At 50.0% G+C, this 20569-nt stretch carries 15 protein-coding genes; 10 read left to right on the forward strand and 5 right to left on the reverse strand.

Going from position 1 to position 20569, the window contains the following annotated elements; genetic code table 11:
* The first annotated feature begins 18 nt into the window (after positions 1-18).
* Entirely contained in the window at positions 19-1038 is a 1020-nt protein-coding gene (locus HMPREF0044_RS05780; protein ID WP_006547192.1) for an aliphatic sulfonate ABC transporter substrate-binding protein, read from the forward strand.
* A 101-nt stretch (positions 1039-1139) separates the two neighbouring features.
* On the forward strand, positions 1140-2651 hold the full coding sequence (locus tag HMPREF0044_RS05785) for a sulfatase family protein (protein ID WP_006547193.1): 1512 nt from the start codon (positions 1140-1142) through the stop codon (positions 2649-2651).
* 202 nt (positions 2652-2853) lie between these two features.
* Here HMPREF0044_RS05785 and HMPREF0044_RS07940 read toward each other — a convergent pair whose 3' ends face one another.
* Positions 2854-4005, reverse strand: a complete 1152-nt coding sequence (locus HMPREF0044_RS07940; protein ID WP_006547194.1) for an ROK family transcriptional regulator — start codon at positions 4003-4005, stop codon at positions 2854-2856.
* A gap of 191 nt (positions 4006-4196) precedes the next feature.
* On the opposite strand from HMPREF0044_RS07940, the gene HMPREF0044_RS05795 reads away from it, so the two are divergent.
* The 5 genes from HMPREF0044_RS05795 to HMPREF0044_RS05815 all read left to right on the forward strand — a co-directional run bounded on the left by HMPREF0044_RS05795 (position 4197) and on the right by HMPREF0044_RS05815 (position 10009).
* Entirely contained in the window at positions 4197-5483 is a 1287-nt protein-coding gene (locus tag HMPREF0044_RS05795; RefSeq protein ID WP_006547195.1) for an extracellular solute-binding protein, read from the forward strand.
* Between the two features lie 163 nt (positions 5484-5646).
* Positions 5647-6510 (forward strand): carbohydrate ABC transporter permease, encoded by an 864-nt coding sequence (locus HMPREF0044_RS05800; RefSeq protein ID WP_006547196.1) that lies wholly within the window; start codon positions 5647-5649, stop codon positions 6508-6510.
* The gene (locus tag HMPREF0044_RS05805) at positions 6510-7340 is read left to right on the forward strand and encodes a carbohydrate ABC transporter permease (protein ID WP_006547197.1); all 831 of its coding nucleotides are present in this window, start codon (positions 6510-6512) and stop codon (positions 7338-7340) included. The genes HMPREF0044_RS05800 and HMPREF0044_RS05805 overlap by 1 nt, the downstream gene beginning before the upstream one ends.
* Positions 7340-8593, forward strand: a complete 1254-nt coding sequence (locus tag HMPREF0044_RS07945; protein ID WP_006547198.1) for a family 20 glycosylhydrolase — start codon at positions 7340-7342, stop codon at positions 8591-8593. Before HMPREF0044_RS05805 ends, HMPREF0044_RS07945 begins: the two co-directional genes overlap by 1 nt.
* A 150-nt stretch (positions 8594-8743) precedes the next feature.
* Positions 8744-10009: an anaerobic sulfatase maturase gene (locus tag HMPREF0044_RS05815; RefSeq protein ID WP_006547199.1), complete on the forward strand. Its 1266-nt coding sequence runs from the start codon at positions 8744-8746 to the stop codon at positions 10007-10009.
* Between the two features lie 629 nt (positions 10010-10638).
* Here HMPREF0044_RS05815 and HMPREF0044_RS05820 read toward each other — a convergent pair.
* The 4 genes from HMPREF0044_RS05820 to HMPREF0044_RS05835 all read right to left on the reverse strand — a co-directional run bounded on the left by HMPREF0044_RS05820 (position 10639) and on the right by HMPREF0044_RS05835 (position 14426).
* Positions 10639-11478 (reverse strand): class II fructose-bisphosphate aldolase, encoded by an 840-nt coding sequence (locus HMPREF0044_RS05820; RefSeq protein ID WP_006547201.1) that lies wholly within the window; start codon positions 11476-11478, stop codon positions 10639-10641.
* Positions 11478-12443: a 1-phosphofructokinase family hexose kinase gene (locus HMPREF0044_RS05825; protein ID WP_006547202.1), complete on the reverse strand. Its 966-nt coding sequence runs from the start codon at positions 12441-12443 to the stop codon at positions 11478-11480. Before HMPREF0044_RS05825 ends, HMPREF0044_RS05820 begins: the two co-directional genes overlap by 1 nt.
* Positions 12443-13435, reverse strand: coding sequence for an ROK family protein (locus tag HMPREF0044_RS05830; protein WP_006547203.1), 993 nt, complete (start codon positions 13433-13435; stop codon positions 12443-12445). Before HMPREF0044_RS05830 ends, HMPREF0044_RS05825 begins: the two co-directional genes overlap by 1 nt.
* A 106-nt stretch (positions 13436-13541) precedes the next feature.
* Entirely contained in the window at positions 13542-14426 is an 885-nt protein-coding gene (locus tag HMPREF0044_RS05835) for an SIS domain-containing protein (RefSeq protein ID WP_006547204.1), read from the reverse strand.
* Between the two features lie 226 nt (positions 14427-14652).
* Between HMPREF0044_RS05835 and HMPREF0044_RS05840 the strand changes: the two genes are divergently transcribed.
* The 3 genes from HMPREF0044_RS05840 (at position 14653) to HMPREF0044_RS05850 (ending at position 20435) form a co-directional block, all read left to right on the forward strand.
* Positions 14653-15462 (forward strand): DeoR/GlpR family DNA-binding transcription regulator, encoded by an 810-nt coding sequence (locus tag HMPREF0044_RS05840; RefSeq protein ID WP_006547205.1) that lies wholly within the window; start codon positions 14653-14655, stop codon positions 15460-15462.
* Positions 15463-17691, forward strand: a complete 2229-nt coding sequence (gene gnpA / locus HMPREF0044_RS05845) for a 1,3-beta-galactosyl-N-acetylhexosamine phosphorylase (protein ID WP_006547206.1) — start codon at positions 15463-15465, stop codon at positions 17689-17691.
* Between the two features lie 119 nt (positions 17692-17810).
* Positions 17811-20435 (forward strand): 5'-nucleotidase C-terminal domain-containing protein, encoded by a 2625-nt coding sequence (locus tag HMPREF0044_RS05850; RefSeq protein ID WP_006547207.1) that lies wholly within the window; start codon positions 17811-17813, stop codon positions 20433-20435.
* The last annotated feature ends 134 nt before the right edge of the window (positions 20436-20569 follow it).

Genomic DNA, 20569 nt, shown 5'->3' on the forward strand with positions numbered 1-20569 from the left:
TCAAAGGAGAATAAAACCATGAAACTACGTCGTTTTTCCGCATTCGCTGCAGTCGCAGCACTATCCATGGGCATGGCAGCATGTGGTGGCACCGACGCGCCAGCAGACAAAGCAGCTGAAAAGCCAATGGAAGTAATGGATGTAAACTTCGGTTACATTCCAGACCTCAACGGTACTGCACTCATCGCGATTGCAAACGACCAGGGACTGTGGGAAAAGCACGGCCTGAACGTAAACCTCAAGACCTTCACCAACGGCCCACTGCAGATTCAGGCTCTTGGTACCAAGGACCTCGACTACGGCTACATTGGTAACGGTGCATTCTGGTTGCCAGCTTCCGGTAAGGCAGACATGGCTTGCTTGATCGCTACCTCCCAGGCAGACCGCGTTATCGCACAGCCAGGCATCAAGGACATTAAGGACCTGAAGGGCAAGAAGGTTGGCGTTCCAGAAGGCACCTCCGGTGACACCATCCTCACCCTGGCTCTGGAAAAGGCAGGCATGACCATTGATGATATCGAACGTGTCCCAATGGATCCAGGTACCGTAGTATCCGCATTCTCCGCTGGTCAGATCGACGCAGCAGGCCTGTGGTACCCAATGGTAGACACCATCAAGAAGCAGGTACCAGACTTGGTTGAACTGGCAGAAGACAAGGACTTCGAAGACCAGCTGGCATTCCCATCCGCAATCGTAATGCGTAAGGGCCTGGACAAAGAAAACCCAGAACTCGCTAAGCGCGTACAGATGGTACTCACCGAAGCACTGGACTTCCGTGCAGAAAATGGTGACAAGACTGTTGAACTCGTAGCAGCACTGTCCGGCCAGGACGCAGAAGCACTCAAGGGTGAAGCAAAGTACATCGCAACCCTCTCCACCGCAGACCAGTTGAAGCTGTGGGAAGACGGCACCATTGAAAACTGGCTCAACACCCTGGGCAAGTTCTTCGTAAAGAACGGCAAGGTACAGGAATCTGAACTGCTTGCACCAAACACCTACTTCAAGATCGACCTCTTGAAGGAAGCAGCAGGCAAGTAAGCCCAAGTTAAATAAACTTCGAGGGCGGTCCAGCGAAAAGATCGTGCCGGACCGCCCTCGGAATTTTTCTCTGGACTCTTTAATCCCAAGAAAGAAGAACCATGAGTGAATCAGCACCACGCATCCCAAACTTCCTGGTCATCGTAACCGACCAGCACCGCGTTGACACCATCGGCGCCCTGGGAAACCCACACGCTCAAACCCCAAACATTGATGCACTCTCCCAGCAGGGCTTTGCCTTCACCCAGGCATACACCCCAACCGCGATCTGCACCCCAGCTCGCGCCTCCCTGCTCACCGGTCTGGCACCTTTCAAACACAAAGTAGCTGCCAACCACGAATGGAACATCGTCTACACCTCAGACATCACCCCAGATTTCTGGACCTACACCCAGGAACTACGCGACAACAACTACAACGTAGGTATCGTTGGTAAGTTCCACGCAGGCGAAACCCATCTACCAGACGAATTCGGCATGGACGACGACTCCTTCATCGGTGCCGTAAACCCAGTAAACAACCCTGTTTACCGCGCTTGGCTGGAAGAAAAAGGCTACCCAGCACCAGAAATCAAAGATCCAATCCGCGGCACTCTCCCAGGTAACCGCCCCGGACATACCCTGGCAGGACGCCTACAGCAGCCAGTCGAAGCAACCTTCGAACGCTTCCTCACCGAACGCGCAATCGAACGCCTACGCCAGTACGCTGCCGACTACAAAGAAAACGGTAAACCATTCTGTCTGGACCTCCACTACTATGGTCCACACCTGCCATACATGATTCCAGACGAATACTTCGACCTGATTGATCCAGAAACCGTAACCCTGCCACCATCCTTCGGTGACACCCTGGTTGGCAAACCACCAATCCAGTCGAACTACGCAACCTACTGGTCTACCGCATCATTCACCAGTGATGAATGGAAGAAACTCATCGCCATCTACTGGGGTTACGTCGCTATGATAGACCACGAAATTGGTCTGATCCGCGCTGAAGTAGAACGCCTTGGCCTGGCAGATGAAACCGCCGTTTTCTTCACCGCAGACCACGGTGAGTTCACCGGTGCACACCGGATGAACGACAAAGGTCCAGCAATGTACGAAGATATCTACAACATTCCAATGCTGGTACATATCCCAGGCATTTCCCACCATGGCTCCAACGAATCCTTCGTCTCCCTCTTGGACGTCCCAGCAACCATCATGGACCTCGCTGGCCTGGACGCATCTAAGGTGCAAGACGGACGTTCCCTGGTAGACCTCACCCGCGGTAAGGAAGTGCCAGACTGGCGTGAAGACATCGTCTTGGAATTCCACGGACACCACTTCCCACTGCAACAACGTGGTCTGCGAACTCGTGACTACAAGCTGGTAATCAACCCAGAATCCGTGAACGAGCTTTACGACCTGCGTCACGACCCATACGAAATGAACAACGTATATGACGCACCTATCTACCACGAAGTGCGCACGGAACTATCAAAGAACCTGCACCGACAGCTGGTAGAACGTGGCGATACTACTTTCGCAAAGTGGATGGCTGCGATGACTGATTTCGACGTAGCTTTGGGTAACACCAGCCACGACGACTATGACGACTTAGAAGACGAATAAACCGTTTTCTAAAGAGTTAATCGCCTGAAGGGAGCCGCAAAGGTTTCCTTCAGGCGACATTTTTATTACTTTGCAGATAGGTACCTGTTTAGTTTTACAACTAGGTACGTGGTTGGTTTTCGAAAACACTGGAAGGACCGCCCTCGGAAAATAAAATCAGGTACGAGCTCGGTTTCAAACCCAGTGAATGGATGCTTTCGGATTATTTACTCAGGGCCAGCTGAATAATTTCCTCAGTTTGACGTAAGGAAGTAATACCCGCTTTACCGCAGGCAACATCTTCACCGTGGAATTGCTGTTCGCGAATGATAATTTGGGTGCCACTTAACGGCAGAGCGTGTTGACGCAGATAAAGCTCAACTTTTTCGGCAAAGGGGTAGTCTATTTCAACGATTTCTCCACCCAGAATGATTACTTCCGGGTCGAGTAAGTGGCAGATGTTTACCAAGGACTGGCTGAGAATCTGCATTGCGCGTTCCATGATATCCAGGGCGAGTGGCAGACGGTCCTTCAAATGCTGCGCAAATTCGGCATACTTCATTGATTTTCCGAGGGTGGAAGAAGCATCTCTTTCAATCGCGGGAATTGAAACATATTGCATTAAGCAACCGCGATTGCCGCAACTACAGAGTGGGCCTGACCAACTGTAGACAGTGTGTCCGAGCTCCCCAGCACCACCGCGTGTGCCGGCCATGATTGCACCGTTTAGAATCTGCGCTCCCGTTACGCCGTGTGATAGATGTACGTAGTAGACGTTATTTGATCCTGTTCCGGCGCCCCAGGTGGCTTCTGCTAAACCTTGTAGGCGGGCAGTATTTTCGATGTAGACCGGGACATTAAACGTGTGGGTGAAGAATTTCTTCGGGTTTACGTCATGCCATTTTTTAGAGGCTGCGGAACTATAAACTTTACCGGTGGTTTTATCGCTTTGTGTGTCTACTGCTAGATGGATTCCGAGGAGTTTGCTGAGAGGAATAGCAAGCTGTGTAAGAGCTTCTTTAATTTTTGTTGCGCCCAGCAAGAGTCGTTGTTGTGCGGTTAAGTCTAATGGGTAAGACTCAAGTTGGTGGTAGAGGATATTTCCACAAAGGGTGCCTACGGTGGTTTCAACTTTTGTGAAGTGGTAGGCAAGGGAAACAATGATGCCGAGTTCAGTTGTTAAAGTTAGAGGTTTTTTAAGATTTTGTGTGGCGGTGGAGTCTTCGCCTACCAGATTTGCGGCTTCCAGGGTTTGTGTGAGGTTAGTAATTGTGGTTCTTGAGACGTTTAGAATGCGTGAGAGGTCAGCCCGGTAGGTGGGGCCGTTTTCAATTAGGGTTTGAATAAAACGTTGTTCACTGTTGCTGAGGGGCATAAAATCACGTCTTTGAGATCTTGTGTAAAAAATATTTACTGGTTAGTTTATATGAAAACTTGGAAAAGTAACAATAATATAAAAAGTGTAAAGTTTATTGACAGATTTTCCGGTTGGTAGTTAAATGAAAATAACCTACAGCACCTCAGGGTTCAAAGAAGAAACTGTAGGACGACTTCGATGGAGAAATCATGAAAACCAAACACTACCTAACTGGTCTTTTAGCATTTGGCTGCGCCCTCAGCATTACCGCCTGCGGTTTTAACGGAACAGCAGAAAAGACTGACGCAGAAAAAACCGGAGAAACCGGAACTGTGCGCGTATGGTTTATGGAAGGTTCTATTTCCGAAGATGCACAGAATTACCTAAAAACTGAGTTTGAAAAACAGAATCCTGGCTCAGAACTAAAAGTAGAAGTACAGCAGTGGGACGGTATCGTATCAAAACTGCAGACTTCCCTAGCATCCAAGAATGAAAGCCCAGACATCGTAGAAATCGGTAACACACAAACCGCTACATTCGCTACCGTCGGCGCATTCGCAGACGTCACTGATTTGAAAGAAACCCTGGGTGGTAAAGACCTAATCCCGTCCTTCGTAGAGGCCTCCACAGTGGACGGCAAAATTTACGCATACCCACTGTACGCGGGAGCGCGCGGCGTCTTCTATCGCACCGACCTATTTGAAAAAGCAGGCATTAAAGTTCCCGAAACCATTGCTGAATTTAAGGAAGCTGCAATTAAACTACAGGCCGCTAACCCAGATAAAGTTGTAGATTTCGGTGGCTTATACCTGGCAGCAGTAGACGTCCACGGCGTTGAATCCTACCTATTCGCATCCGGATTCGACTATGCTGCTTTTGAAGACGGCAAATGGGTTGGAAAAGTAACCACCCCTGAATCAATCGCAGCTCTTAAAGATGTCCAAGACCTATTTAAGAACGGTACAACCTTCGCACTAGACTCCCAAGCTGGACAGAAGTCATTTGAACGATACTTCAATGAAAACCAGACTGGTATTTTGATTGGTACCGGCAACATCGGTGCCAAGCTAGATGAAAAACTCTGGAAAGAAAATAAAGTCGGAGTCTTTAAACTGCCATCTGCAGAAAAAGGCGTACCAGGCGCATCCTTCGCAGGTGGCTCAAATGTTGCTCTGGCAACCAACTCTCAGCACCCAGAACTAGCAAAGAAAGCAATGGAAGTAATCTACTCAGAAGGATTCCAGACTTTCCTCGCAAAGGATGGTTGGGTACCAGGCAACACCAAGTACTCATCTGAAATCGCTGGACCGCTGGGTGAAATTGCTGCAGATATTGTAAACAACTCGAAGCTAACTCCAAATACACCACAGTGGGGCGTCGCAGTTGGAGATGGAGAAATCAACGACTTCTTTACCCGAATCGCAAAGGGTGAAGACGTTGAAGCAACAGCGAAAGCCTTCAACGAAAAGCTGGAAACCGCGTTAAACGCAAAGTAGTTCCGGCTTAGTCCAGAAAACCAGCTCTAGTATGCCTGGGAGCTAGCGGAACAATAGCTCCCAGGCATATTTATTCTGAAAGCTTAAATTAAAAATGAGAAAAGTAGCGCCTGTAAAACTAAGTCGAAAGCGGTTGGGTTCTCTGTTAAGCCCTTGGCTACTCATGGCACCAGCAATCATTGCAGTTCTGGTTTCCCTAGGCTACCCACTGGTCCGACAATTTTTAATGTCGTTCCAGGAATTTGGTTTAAAACAACAATTTGGGGCGGCGCCTGACTGGGTGGGATTTGCAAATTATCAGCAGATTCTTTCCGACCCCTATTTTTGGACCGTTTTCTTAAAATCGCTTCTATTCTGTATCTGGACGGCTTCTATCACTATGATCCTTGGAGTAGGGATGGCCGTTCTCATGCTTCGCATTCACCCTGCGGTAAGAACGATTTTCAACACCACGTTAATCGTTGTTTGGGCAATGCCCGCACTAGCCTCACTAACCGTTTGGCAATGGCTAATTGACCCCCGCGCAGGCCTATTGAACTACTTTCTCACCTCATTAGGGTTTACAGACTTCAAGAACTTCAACTGGCTAGCAAACCACTATATTAGTTTCTATTTGATTGCGTCCCTAATCATCATTTGGGCGTCAATTCCTTTGGTAACTATCACTGTTTACGCTGCGCTTGTGCAAGTTCCACCTGAAATCCTTGAAGCCTCAGCAATCGATGGTGCAAGTAGAAAGCAACAACTCTTTTCAATCATGCTTCCAATGATTTCGCCGGTAATCGCACTTATTGGTGTACTTCAAGTGATTTGGGATTTACGAGTATTCACACAAATCTACGTTTTACAGCAGGCTGGCGGCATTCAAGAAGAAACCAACCTTTTGGGAACCTACGTTTACCAAACTGGTATTTCGCAGGGAAACTATGGTGTTGCTTCAGCGCTGGCAATGATTATCCTAATCCTTACCCTGGGGCTAACTGGAAAGTATCTTCAACTGCTCTTTAGACAAGGGGATGTTGCCTGATGAAACGCTTATTAAAAAATTTGGGTTGGAATTCTCTGGCTCTAGTATTAGCTCTAATTTGGCTAGTTCCCGTTTACTGGATGGTGAAATCCTCTTTTGAAGATGAACGTGAACTGCTCTCCTGGCCACCTTATTTAATCCCACATAACTTCACGCTAGATCACTATCGAACTGCCTTAGGGAATGACAACTTCTGGTTCGCTTTACGTTCCTCCCTTACAGTAGCTATCGTTACTGTTTTAGTTGGTGGACTCTGCGCGCTCTTAGCAGCCCTTGCATTATCGCGATTTCGTTTTAAAGGTCGCACTGGAATGATTATTGCTATTTTGGTGGTGCAGATGATTCCAGCAGAAGCCCTATTTATTTCCCAGTACCGTTTGCTGGACGGCTGGGGGCTATTGAACTCAGTAGCAGGGCTTTCAATCCTTTATATCGGCACAATTATTCCGTTCATTACCTGGATGATGCGCGGTTTCGTTGACGGTATTCCAGTTGATTTGGAAGAAGCAGCGATGGTTGACGGATGTTCAAGATTCAAGGCTTTCAGAGTAGTTACATTGCCTCTCTTACTACCTGGAATCGTCGCTACTTCCGTATTCGGTTTTCTGTTTGCCTGGAACGAGTACACTTTAGCTCTGATTATCTTGTCTAAGGATTCTTCAGTTACTTTGCCGATTTGGATTCAGTCTTTTCAGCAGGGGCTAAAAGCTACTGACTGGGGTGCTGTGATGGCAGGTGCGACTTTGATTGCATTGCCGGTAATCATTATCTTTGTCTTGATTCAAAATAGGATTTCCCAAGGCATGGTTGCAGGGGCGGTTAAAGGATAATGGAAACTTTTCTAAACGAGCTGAGTAAACTACCGGAACCACTGGTAGGTCCAACAGTTGAAAATAGTCTGCTGGCGAAGCCAAAAGAATGGAGGGGAGTACTCATTGATTCTGCCCGCACTGTATTTAAAGCTGACACGATCGTTAAAGTACTCCATTTAATGCATCGTTACGGATTCAATCGGTTGCATTGGCATTTAACTGATGATGCGGGTTGGCGTTTCTCTGTGCCCACATACCCTGCTTTAACTTCGGTGGGGGCAACTTTACCAAGGAATACTTTTCAGCACTATCATTCTTTAAAAGCCGGAAGTGTTGAAACGGGGATTGCCCAGCAGGAAGAAAAATGGAGTTGTGGTTTTTATACGGATGAGGAAATCAAACAAGTAGTAGAAACCGCGCACCAGTTGAATATTGAGATTATGCCTGAGTTGGATCTGCCAGGGCATATGAAAGCAGCAATAGAATCCTACCCAGCTATCGGCAGGCCGGCAGGCTTACCTCTACCGAAATGGGGGCGGCCACATTTACAGCCACCGGAAGCGCGTTTGCCAGGTGCGAATGACTTACTCTGGCCAAATGAAGAAGCATTAGAATTCCTCACTGCGGTTCTTAATAGAGTGATCGATTTATTCCCTTATTCGCATGTCATTCATATCGGTGGGGATGAATGTGCGCTTCATCAGTGGGAAACTGATCCGGAAATGGGGCAGCATCTTGATGCTTTGGGATTAGCGGATGAGGCTGGCTTGCAGAATTGGTTTATGGATTTTGCAACGCAGATTGTGCGTTCCCGAGGGCGTTCCGTGGGCGTTTGGGATGAAGTCTGTGAACTAAACCCAGAGTTTGATGGATTAGTTTTCGCTTGGGAAGGCGAAGATGGTTTGAACCGGATTCAAAAAACAACACAAAAGTACGTGTTTGCTGATTGCCGGATTTTATATTTGAATCGAACTGATCCGGAGGTCCCTGAGCAAATCGGAATGGTCCCAGAAATATCTGTGAAAGATATTTTGACTGCTCCTATGGAAGAGCTTTATGAGGAACGTTGTGTGGGGATACAAGTTTCAGCTTGGTCTGAATTTATTCTTGACGAGGATGCTCTTCTATCTCACCTGTTCCCCCGGATGCTAGCGGTGGCAGAAAGGGTTTGGAATCCAAAATTGCAGGCTCGAGCTGCAGAATGTAGTGAGTTAGAGGAGACTGCAGCGCGAATTGCAGCTGAGTATAAGACACTTTGCAGCGTGTTCTGAGAATTCTTTCTGGAAGTTAGTAAATAGCGCCCTCGGGAAAACGAACTAAGGTACGTGTTTAGTGGGAAGCAGGTTCTAAGCCGTGCGGAAAACTAAACACGTACCTTATATACTTTAGAAGGTACGTGTTTGGTTAGATAGGAGGCGAAGATGCCACAAACACCGCAGAATATGCCTAATCTGCCTTTTAACGTAGTTGCAAAACCAACTGGCGCTGCCTGCAATCTAGACTGCACGTACTGTTTCTTCCTCTCTAAGGAACTTCTTTATGATCACGGCTCGCAGATGATGAGCCCGCAAGCCTTAGAAGACTACATTAAGAACTACTTGAATAGTCATGCAGATGGTGACGTGACATTAGTTTGGCAGGGTGGGGAACCGACACTGCGGGGGCTGGATTTTTACCGGCTGGCAGTTGAGCTAGGTAAGAAGCATGCTCGTCCGGAACAAAATGTTTTCCACGCCATGCAAACTAACGCAACACTTATTGATGATGAATGGGCAGCTTTCTTTAAGGAAAATAACTTCCTACTGGGGGTTTCTATTGATGGCCCAAAGGATATTCATGACGAATTTCGTGTAAACAAGGCTGGTCGCGGTTCTTTTGAGCAGGTAGTGCGCGGTTGGCGTTACCTGGAAAAACATGGGGTTGAACGTAATATTCTGTGTACCGTTCATGCGGCGAATGAAGAGCGTGGTGCGGAGGTTTATAGGTTTTTCCGGGACGAATTAAAAGCCACGTACCTGCAGTTCATTCCGATTGTTGAACGAGTACCTGAACAGTATTTGCCTCTGGCACAGGCTGGTTGGCAGGTGAATCGTAAACATCAGATTATGTATCGCCAGGAGGGCGATTGTGTTACTGACCGGTCGGTTTCTCCGGGCGGTTTCGGTCAGTTTATGAAGGATATTTTCGACGAGTGGTTGCCAAATGACATTGGCCGGGTTTTCGTACAGCATTTTGACACTATGCTGGGAAATATCATGAACGTACCTACTGTTTGTGTACATTCTCCGGTGTGTGGGGCAGCGTTGGCGATTGAGCATAATGGTGACGTGTACTCTTGTGACCATTATGTTGAGGAAGGGTACGTGCTTGGCAACGTGATGCAGGGGGATAGTTTCTTGCAGATGTTGACGTCTCCTTTCCAACAGGAGTTCGGCATGGCGAAACTACAGACTTTGTCCCGGAAATGTCAGGCTTGTCCGGTGCGGGTTTTCTGCCATGGTGGGTGTCCGAAGGATCGGTTTGTGGCGCAGCCGGATGATCATCCGCAGAATTATTTGTGTGAGGGTTATTTTGAGTTCTTTAGTCATGCGGCTCCGGCTGTGCAGTTGATGGGGAATTTGCTTTCTCGAGGGCGGTCTCCGCAGGAACTTTTAGATCCGGAATTTCGCGCAAGGTACCTGGAGTAATGTTTTTGTTTGCACTCTGCTATTAAAGAGTACCGTGCATTAGGTTTCTGGGATTCTAGGGGTGTTACGGCATTTCTGTTAATTTTCTTTAGTATTGTAAACCGGCTGAGTTTTGGACCATAGGCAGTGTAACGATTTGGCTTTGTTGCAGAATCTCACGGCATTTTTGAAGGTCATATTAGAGAGATAGAGCCTTTATGTTATTGCTTTTTGAAATGCCGGAACTAATGAGGTTCAGAACTTAGTTTTTATTTACGAAATGTTTGTGGGTGCTAAGTATTTATTTGCTATCTGAATGTTTTGAGCAGTACTTTGTTTGCTTCGAAACATTATAGTTTTTCAGGGAAAATAGGCGCGGAATAGTAAGTATCTGATGATTTTCCATTCCCGAGGGCGGGATTATCCTTGTCACCGTAAAGGGGAATCGCTTCTACAGGAACCTTAGGTGGCACTATAAGTTTCTGGAGGGTAGTTGGAGAGAGTTTTCAAGGGGTAACTGAACTAGGTTTAATTACTTTTGCCCACCAGCAGTTTTAGGCTTGCTGGTGGGCAAAAGTATAAGGACGTACCTAGGGTTAAAGACGAAAGGGTAATACTAAAACCTAAACACGTACCTTCAGGTGGAGAGATTACTTAGAAGCGTACAGGGACAGCAGGCGAGCTACTTCGTCGGTAACGTGAGTGCGACCTGGACCAATGTACTTTCGAGGATCAACCAGTTTCTCATCAGCTGCCAGAACCTCACGAACTACGCCAGTGAAGCCCACGTTCAGGTGAGTAGAAACATTAATCTTCGTCATGCCCGCCTTAATTGCAGCTACCATGCCTTCGTCGGAAACGCCGGAAGAACCATGCAGAACCAGTGGCACTGGCACAGCGTCACGAATAGCGGAAATCAAATCAGTGTCCAATACTGCACCGCGAGTAGTCATTGCGTGAGAAGAACCCACAGCCACTGCTAGTAAGTCAACGCCAGTGTCAGCTACGAACTTAGCAGCATCTTCTGGGTTGGTACGTGCTGATGGGTCATGGACACCATTCTTACCGCCCACTTCACCCAGTTCAGCTTCCACAGCTACGTCAGCGGCGTGGCAGAACTCCACAACCTTAGCGGTGGTTTCACGGTTAGTGTCGTCATCCAGGTGAGAACCGTCGTACATGACAGAGTTGAAGCCCAAATCAACTGCAGCGCGGCACAGGTCCACATCCTCCGCGTGGTCCAAGTGAACTGCAACTGGAACTGTAGCTTCTTCAGCGAGTGCCAGCAAAGCCTTACCCAGGGGAGCCAGACGACCACCGTGGTACTTCACAGCATTCTGAGATAGCTGCAGGATAATCGGACGATTAACGCGCTCTGCTGCATCAACCTGCGCAGCCGCAAACTCCAACAGCACGACGTTGAAAGCGCCCAAACCAACTTTTTCAGCGGCTGCCTGCGCAGCCATTTCACGAATATCTACCAGTGGCATTAGTATTCCTCTACTTTCACATTAGGTTGCATGGTGGCAAATAAATCTAAATTAACTTCTCCGGCAACTGGGCAAGCCACAGCAGCTCCAGATAAAGCTACTGCTAAAGGCAAGCCCTCAGCCAAATCCTGTGCAGAAGGCATCCACTCTGCTGGTTTACCTGCAAATAAACCAACCAAGTGGTGACACCAAGCTGCTACTGAAGCATCACCGGCGCCAGTGGGGTTACCAGAAACTAACTGCGCTGGTTTGGCGCGGAAAGCTCCATCGCGAGTGTGGACACTCATACCCTTAGCGCCCTCGGAAGTAATAACAGCCTTCACTCCCGCGGAAAGTAACTGGGCAGCGCCCTCGGGAACTGAATCGCACCCCGTGGTTTCTTGCAGCTCCAAATCATTTGGCTTCACGAAATCCGCCCCCGCTGCGCACGCTGCATGCAAAACTGCGCCGGAAGCGTCTACCAGGATACGAGCCCCCACACCATGCACGGTCTCAACCAAGCGTGTCATCCACTCTGGGGAAGAAACACCGGGGAAAGAACCACAGCTGGCCAACAAGTCACCAGGTTGCAAAGACGTACCTAAGAACGTCAGCAAAGCTTCCCACTCAGAATCAGTAGGAGTTTCCCCAGCCTCATTCAAAACCGTAGCTTCAGAATCACCATCAACAACAGCGATAGACAGGCGAGTCTGCGCAGAAGTTTCAATAAAACAAGCACGTACCTTATCGGAAACAGGTAAATCAGCTAAAAGTTCCAGCAAACGCCTACCATTAGCACCACCTACGAAACCAGTAGCGTGAGTTTCAACTCCCAACTGTCCCAGCACGCGAGAAACATTTAAACCCTTACCGCCAGGACGTACCGTAACATCATTAATGCGATGGGGAATGCCGATAGTGAGTTGCGGAATCCGGTAGGTCGTATCCAACGCAGGGTTAGGGGTAAGTGTCCAAATTCGGCTCATCAGACTAGTCCTTCCGCAATGAAAGCGCGCAAAGCTGCGCCCTGAACCTGCGACCAGGAGCCCAGCTGTGCACGGTGGACTTCAGGAACCGGAACGATTCCGAGGGCTGTTTCAAGCTCAGCCCGGAAATGATCGAGCAATTCTTGCCCGCGGTTTGCTAAACCCCCACCTAATACAACGGGGATTGGGCCAATACCAGCCAGGAAATGCGCGGTAGTGTGCGCCAAAGTAGCTACCGCCGTATCAATAATTTCACGAGCCTGCTTGGCAGCGTGGAGCTCTTGCGGGGAAAGTTCAGTTTCCGTATTTAGTTTATCCGCGAGGGCGTAAACTGCAGCCGCACCGCCAGATTCAGCAACTAAACCAAGCTCCACCGCCTGACGGGTAATCGCAGAAGCCGAAGCAATCTGCTCAACTGGTAGGGTAGAGGTGAAACGCTCTACGCGCGACACTGTTTCATCACCACGAAACTGAGGGAAAACTGGGGTCTGCCCAATCTCGCCTGCCCACGGGTGTGGAGCCATAATGCGGTTATTAACAATCAGCGTGGCAGCAATGCCGGTGCCAATCGCAATGTAAAAGAAGTGCGGAAGCTTCACGCCCAAGAAAGATTCAGCTAACGCACCAGAACGCACGTCGTGACCAAAAGCAACTGGGGTTCCTAGCTTCTTGGAAAGCATTTCTTTCGCGTAGAAATTACGCCAACCCAGGTTGGCTGAAAACTCTGCAATACCGGTGGTTTCATTTACGATCCCGGGAACGTCAAAGCCAACCGTGTCGATAAGTTCAGTTACGGTGGTGTCACCGTCCTTTACTAAGCCGGCTACAACCCGTCCTCGGAAATCAGCTACCAGCTGTGCAACTGCGGAAATTAGTTCTACCGTGCCTTGGGGAGTATCTACTTGCGCGGTATCGCAAATGACGCCGGTATCGCTGATAATAGCTGCTTTAATAGTGGTGCCACCAACGTCAATACCAATCGCGTATGCCACGTATTCTCCTTGAAAACTAATAAGAGAAAGCGGGTACGTACCCAGCTAAACCCGGTTACGCACCCGCTAACTCATTGTCGTATTAATCCAAAAGATTCAATGAAACTCAGTGTTCGTCCAAAATGACGGAACGAGTCAGGTTACGTGGGGTGTCTGGGTTCAGACCTTTAGCTTCTGCGCGAGCAACAGCTACACGTTGAGCCACAATCAGGTCTGCCAAAGGATCCAGGTCAGAGTGAACGAATTCTGCGCCAGTAGCTTCAGTCTGTTCACGCAAACCAACTGGAACCTCACCGAAAGCCCAAGTCAGGCGACCTGGTTCAGCGATGGAGATTGGGCCGTGGCGGTATTCCATTGCTGGGTAGGTTTCAGTCCAAGATTGGCTTGCTTCACGCAGCTTCAAGCCAGCTTCGTTAGCGATACCGATAGTCCAGCCGGTGCCCAGGAAAGTAATCTGAGTGGCATCAACCCAACGCTGTGGGATTTCAACTTCAACAGCAGTCTTAGCGTCTGCGATTGCCTGAGTGAGGTCTTCACCCAGGGAAGCGCGGAAGTAAATCAGTGCGGAGGTTGCGAAACGAGTCTGCACAACGGATTCTTCATCTGCGAAGTCCAATACAACTTCACGAGCAGCGTACTCGGTTGCTGGGCCAGGAGCCACTGCGGTGATCAGGGTAGCTGGCTTACCCAGACCGTGCAGGTGCTTCATGATGTCAATGATTTCGGTAGTGGTGCCGGAACGGGATAGGCAGATGACACGATCGTACTCGCGGTCGATTGGGAATTCGGTTGCGGTGAAAGCATCGGAAACTCCCTTGCCCTGTACTTCGCGCAGGCGAGTGTATGCCTGAGCGATGAACCAAGAGGTGCCACAGCCGATTACTGCTACGGATTCGCCGTCGTGTGCCAATGGTTCTGCGCCAGTTGCGAGTTCTACTACGCGTGCCCATACTTCTGGCTGGGAAGCAATTTCAACGCTGGTAATGCTCATGTTTTCTTCCTTATTTACTGAAAAATGTCTTCTGGGGGTTACACCTTCGATAACCGCTGTACCAAATGACAAATTTTGATTACACTTAGAGTATATCAATCAGAATAAATCGATGGTAGTAGTTCGGAAGAACTTATACTAAAATGCAGACACAGCCCCAAACAGTGCCGTAAAAGAGCGTAAATAAAGAAGTTTACGCACTAAACGTAACTATGCAGGAGACAACATGACCCGACAGGAACGACTCTCGCAGTTAGTAGACCTGGTGATTGAACGCGGCTCCATCCGAGTAGAAGACGCCATCGAAGTACTAGAAGTATCCGCCGCTACCGTACGTCGCGACCTGGACGCCCTCGCCGAACAACAGCTGATCGTACGCACCCGCGGCGGTGCTACCACCAACGCATCCACCGGCGAACTACCGCTCCGCTACCGCGCCGTCACCCAAACCGCTCAAAAAGCTGCCATTGCCTGCGCAGCCGCAGAACTCGTCCAACCCGGCGAAGTAATCGGCTTCAACGGTGGAACCACCACCACCCTCGCCGCCTACGAAATCGGCGTCTACGTCAGCGCTGATGAGCGCTTCGCCGACAATGGCATTACCTTAGTAACCAACTCCATTAACATCGCCAACGACCTCATAGTCCGCCCTCGAGTGCGCGTCGTCGTCACCGGAGGGGTAGTGCGTGCCCGCTCCTACGAACTCATCGGGCCCCTCTCATCCCTTATCCTTCCAAATATTTCCGTAGACACCCTCTTCCTAGGCGTAAACGGCTTAGACTACACCAGCGGTCTCTACGCTAACCATGAAGGTGAAGCAGACGTAAACGCCGCCCTGGTGAAAGCCGCGAAAAAAGTAGTGGTACTCGCCGACTCCACCAAACTTGGAACAACCGCGTTCGCGCGGATTGCTCCACTCTCCGTCATGTCCACCCTCATTACGGACAGCGGAATCCCCGCCCTCCAGCGTGAAAAACTGGAATCTCAAGGAATCGAAGTCATCCTCGCAGATGGCCCGAAAAAAGAGGAGAACTAAATGGCCACAACTGGTCGCGTGACCCTGCCAATCGAAGTTGGTATTGACGAGGAAGTCAAAGTCCTCATGCAGCGCCTCGGAGCGGACGCAGTCCGAAACTCAGACGGCACTGAACTACCAGCCCTGGTAGACGAATTGGCAGCCAAAGTATATTCCACCTACTTCCCAGCTCGCGGAGACCAGGAATGGGCTGTAGCCAACCCAGAAACCAGCACCCACCTCTACCTCATGTCCCCACGCACTCCAGCACGCGGCAACGTCGTAGAAATCGACATCATGGAAGGCTACCTGCGGGAGCAGATCCAACCAGACACCGAAGTTGATCTGGCTCGCTTCTGGCAAGTAATCGACCGCACCACCGGCGAAATCGTAGACTTTGCTGACTGGGAAATTACCGAGGGCGGATTGGTACGCGTAAACAATGCAGTCGCCGGACACGTTTACACCGTAAACTTCCTGGCCCGCCAAATCTGGGATGGCACCCAGATGTACAACTACATCACCAACAACTGGGATGAAGATCCAAAGCGTCACAAAGAACGCCCCTACAACGTCCGTCAAGACAAAGTTTGGGATCGCGTACGCTCTGAACTGGACCGCTGGCTATCCGAACACACTGAAGTAGACGTAGTTCGCTTCACCACTTTCTTCTACCACTTCACCCTAGTATTTAACGACAAGCGTAAGGAAAAGTTCGTCGACTGGTTCGGCTACACCGCTTCGGTTTCCCCAGAAGCCATCCTCGCTTTCGAAGCAGAATACGGCTACGCCATCACCCCAGAAGACTTCGTTGACGAAGGCTTCTACAACTGCTCCTTCCGCGTCCCATCCAAGGCATTCAAAGACTGGGTACTCTTCCAACACCGCTTCGTCACCTCTCGCGTGCGCGAACTTACCGACAAAGTACATGCCTCCGGTAAAGAAGCCATGATGTTCCTAGGTGACAACTGGATTGGCACCGAACCATACGGCCCACACTTCAAAGACACCGGCATTGACGCAGTAGTAGGCTCCGTCGGCAACGCCGCTACCTGCCGTATGATCTCTGACATCCCACACGTAAAGTACACCGAAGGTCGTTTCCTGCCATACTTCTTCCCAGATGTATTCAACGAAAATGGCGACCCAGTAGGTGAAGCCAACGTTTCTTGGATGGCAGCCCGACGCGCAATCGTACGTAAACCACTGGACCGCATCGGCTACGGAGGCTACCTGTCACTAGCCATCAAATTCCCAGAATTCGTAGACCGCATTGAAGCAATCTGCCAAGAATTCCGCGACATCTATGAAGCGGCTGAAGGTAAGACCCCGCAGAACTCCCCAGTGCGCGTAGCAGTCCTCAACGCCTGGGGATCCCTACGCACCTGGCAAACCCACATGGTGGCACACGCCCTGGCATACGAACAAACCCAGCCATACGTAGGCGTTTTGGAGTCTTTGGCTGGCCTTCCATTCGACGTACAGTTCCTCTCTTTCGAGGACGCTATGAATGGCGCCCTCGAGAACGTGGATGTCGTCCTCAACGTAGGTGAAGCCGGAACTGCTTTCTCTGGTGGACGCAACTGGGCTGACCCACAGCTACAAGCCGTAATCCGCGACTTCGTCGCTCGCGGGGGAGGTCTGATTGGCGTTGGGGAACCAGCCGTACTATCCGCAAACGGTGCATACAGCCAGCTGTCTGACATTTTCGGTGTAGACCGCGAACAGTCCTGGTCACTGTCCACTGACCGCTATCCAAACCTAGAGCCAAACCACTTCATTACTTCCACGGAAGTTGGCTGTGGCTGCGGCGCCGGAATCGGTCAAATCAGCGGTCCAGGTGCCGGTAAGGTACGTGGAGCGCTGGAAGCTGATGTTACTGGCGGAGCTCGCTACTGGGTACCAGTTACCCCAGACGTGCAGGTGTTGCAGATGAACGGCGTATCGGTTGAAGTAGCCGCTCACGACTATGCTGATGGGCGTGCAGTGTACTTCGCGGGACTGCCATTCAACCAGCAGAATGCTCGCCTGCTGCAGAAGGCTATCTACTGGGCAGCTGGCTCTGAAGATGTATATGCTGCATCTGCTCACGCAGCGGATCCTCGTATTGACGTAGCAGTATATGAAAACGGTTCCGTGTTCGTATACAACTCTTCCTTAGAAACCGTCACTTCCGAGGTATACAACGTTGCTGGTAAGACTGAAACCGTTGAACTAGAGCCACTTGGAAGCATTTGGTTTAACCACTAAAACAGCTAAATCGTTAGCAGTTTGAAATGCGGAGAAGGATAAATTTGGTATATTCCTTCTCCGCATTTTGCTAATCTTGATAGTGTCTTTTTGTATTCCACCTACAGGGAGAAAATTCGATGAAGAAAAACTTTATGCGCTCTGCAGTTAGTGTTGCAGCAACTGCAGCAGTTGTTGTTGCCCCAGGCGTAGCTTTTGCTACAGAAGCAACTCCAACTGCACCAGACACCAGCGCAGCTGCTCCGGTAGCTTCAACTGAAGCTACCGCACCAGCCACCGGTGCTCCGGAAACTGCTGCGCCAACTACTGGAGATGAAGCTGCGGCACCGGCTCCAACAACTGGCTCTACTGAAGCCGCACCAGCTGCAACTACTACTCCAGCTAGTCCTGCTCCAGCAGCTCCAGCTGCAGCAAACGTAGTAACCCTGGACCTTTACAAGCTGACCGATATCCACGGACACATCGAAAAGGTAGAGAAGAAGGGTAAAGTAACTGAAGCTGGCCTGGCAGCCGTACAGTGCTACCTGGATAAAGCACAAGCTGAAAACCCTAACTTCTCTTTCACCCTGTTGGGCGACAACATTGGTGCATCACCATTCACCTCCGGTTCCCAGAAGGACAACCCAACCATCGCAGCCCTAAACAAGCTCCCAGTTCTGGCCTCCACTATTGGCAACCACGAACTCGACATGGGGCAGGAAGTTTTCAAGCAGCGTATCGACGGCACTAACACCGCAGAATTCGTTAAGGTGGGCTTCCCATACCTGGGTGCAAACGTTGACGGCATGGGTACCTACGTCGCAGGATCCGAAACCCTGCCATACCTTGGTGACTACGTAGTTAAAGAACTCGGTGGCGTAAAGGTTGCCTACATTGGTGCAATCGCAGAAGACGTACCATTCAAGCTCAGCCCAGACGCAACTAAGGGCTTAACTTTCAACAACCCAATCGCCAAGATTGGCGAACTGGCAAAGAAGCTGAAGGCAGAAGGTAAAGCTGACCTGGTTGTTGCAATGCTCGATGACGACGTAAAGAACAACTACCCACTGATGCCAGCTGAAGTTGACGTCATCATGGGTGGCGACACTCACGTCCCATACGAATTTGACAAGGAAAACTCAAAGGAAATGCTGGAATCTGCTAACCCTAAGTTGGCAGGTATCGCCTCCGGTTCCTACACTGACAACCTGGGTCTGGTAAAGATTAAGTACAACCTCGACACCAAGAAGGTTGAATCCGCAGACTCCATCCTCATCTCCGCCACAGACGTAGTTGCTGGCGCAAGTGCAGACTGCTTGATGAACTCCACTGCCGGCGCAGAAGTTGCTAAGGCAGTAGAATCTGCAAAGGAAGCAGGTAAGGCAGTAATCGTTTCTGGCGTAACCGGCGAATGGAAGCGTGGCGTATTCGTTAAGCCAGGCGAAGAAAAGCCAGGCGCAGGTTCTAACCGCGGTATCGAATCCACCCTGGGCAACCTGGTAGCAGACTCTATCCTCGATCAGGTAACCGTTGACGGTAAGACCCCAGTTGACATTGGTGTAGTAAACGCAGGTGGTCTGCGTGCTGACCTGGTACCAAACAATGGTGTCCTCACCTACGCTGACACCTTCGCATCCCTGCCATTCTCCAACGAACTCGGTTACGCTCCAATGACCGGTGCAGAGTTCAAGATGGCACTGGAAAATCAGTGGAAGACCGACCTGAACTCCCAGAACTCCCGCCCAATGCTGCGACTGGGAACCTCTTCCAACCTGACCTACACCTATGATGCAACTAAGCCAGCAGGCGAACGCATCACCTCCGTACTGCTCAACGGCAAGCCACTGGAAATGGATAAGACCTACAACGTAGGTTCCATGACCTTCGTTCTGGCAGGTGGCGACGGCTACTTCGCAAAGGGTCTAAAGGTAAAGACCTTCGGTGTCCTAGACCGCGATGGCTTCAACACCTACCTGAAGAAAGTAACCGGCCCAGCTCTTAAGGCATCTAACCTCAAGCGCGGCATTGGTCTCACCCTCCCAGCAGCAAAGGTAGCAAAGGACGCTAAGTTCGAACTGCCACTGCGTGGCCTATCCTTCTCTGAAGGCCCAGGCAAGACTGAAAACGTAAAGGTAACCGTGGGTGCACAAACCGTTACCGTGCCAGTTACCAATGACCTGGTGGAACCAAACGCAAACAACGAAAATTCCGTGGTAACCACTGACGGTTACGGCACCGCAACCGCAATGCTCGACGCAGCAATGATCTGTGAAGGCATGCACGGCATGCAGGAACTAGCAGTTACCGTATCCACTGACTTTGGCATGGTAGTTTCTGAAGGTAACGCACAGAAGGTAACCGTAGACTGTGGTGAAGCACCAGCTCCAGCAGCAGTAGCACTGAAGAGGAACACCGTAGTAGCCGGTGGCGTAGTAACCGGTGAAGGCACCGGCTTCACCCCAGGCGCAAAGGTAATGGTAGAACTCCACTCCAAGCCGGTCTTGCTGGGCACCGTAGTAGCAACTGCAGACGGCAAGGTACCATTCAACTTCAAGATTCCAGCAAACGTAACCCCAGGTAAGCACCACATCGTACTTACCGAAGTTGGCACCAACAAGGTTGCAAAGGCTGAAATCGAAGTAAAGGCAGCTATGAAGGCAAAGAAGCTAGCAAACACCGGTGCAACCTCTGGTGCACTCAGCCTGCTGGCACTCAGCCTGGCACTGTTCGGTGGCGTACTCGTAGCAGCACGTAAGCGCGCCTAAGTTCAGTTCTCATAAATAAAACTAAGTGTGGGGTTTACGAAGGAAACTTCGTAAACCCCACACTTTTTTGAAAACTCACATGCGAAGACACTTTCCCATGTGAGTTTTTTGATTTATCGGGCATGAACTCACCT

The sequence above is a fragment of the Gleimia coleocanis DSM 15436 genome (genome assembly GCF_000159015.1).
Taxonomy (GTDB): Bacteria; Actinomycetota; Actinomycetes; order Actinomycetales; family Actinomycetaceae; genus Gleimia; species Gleimia coleocanis.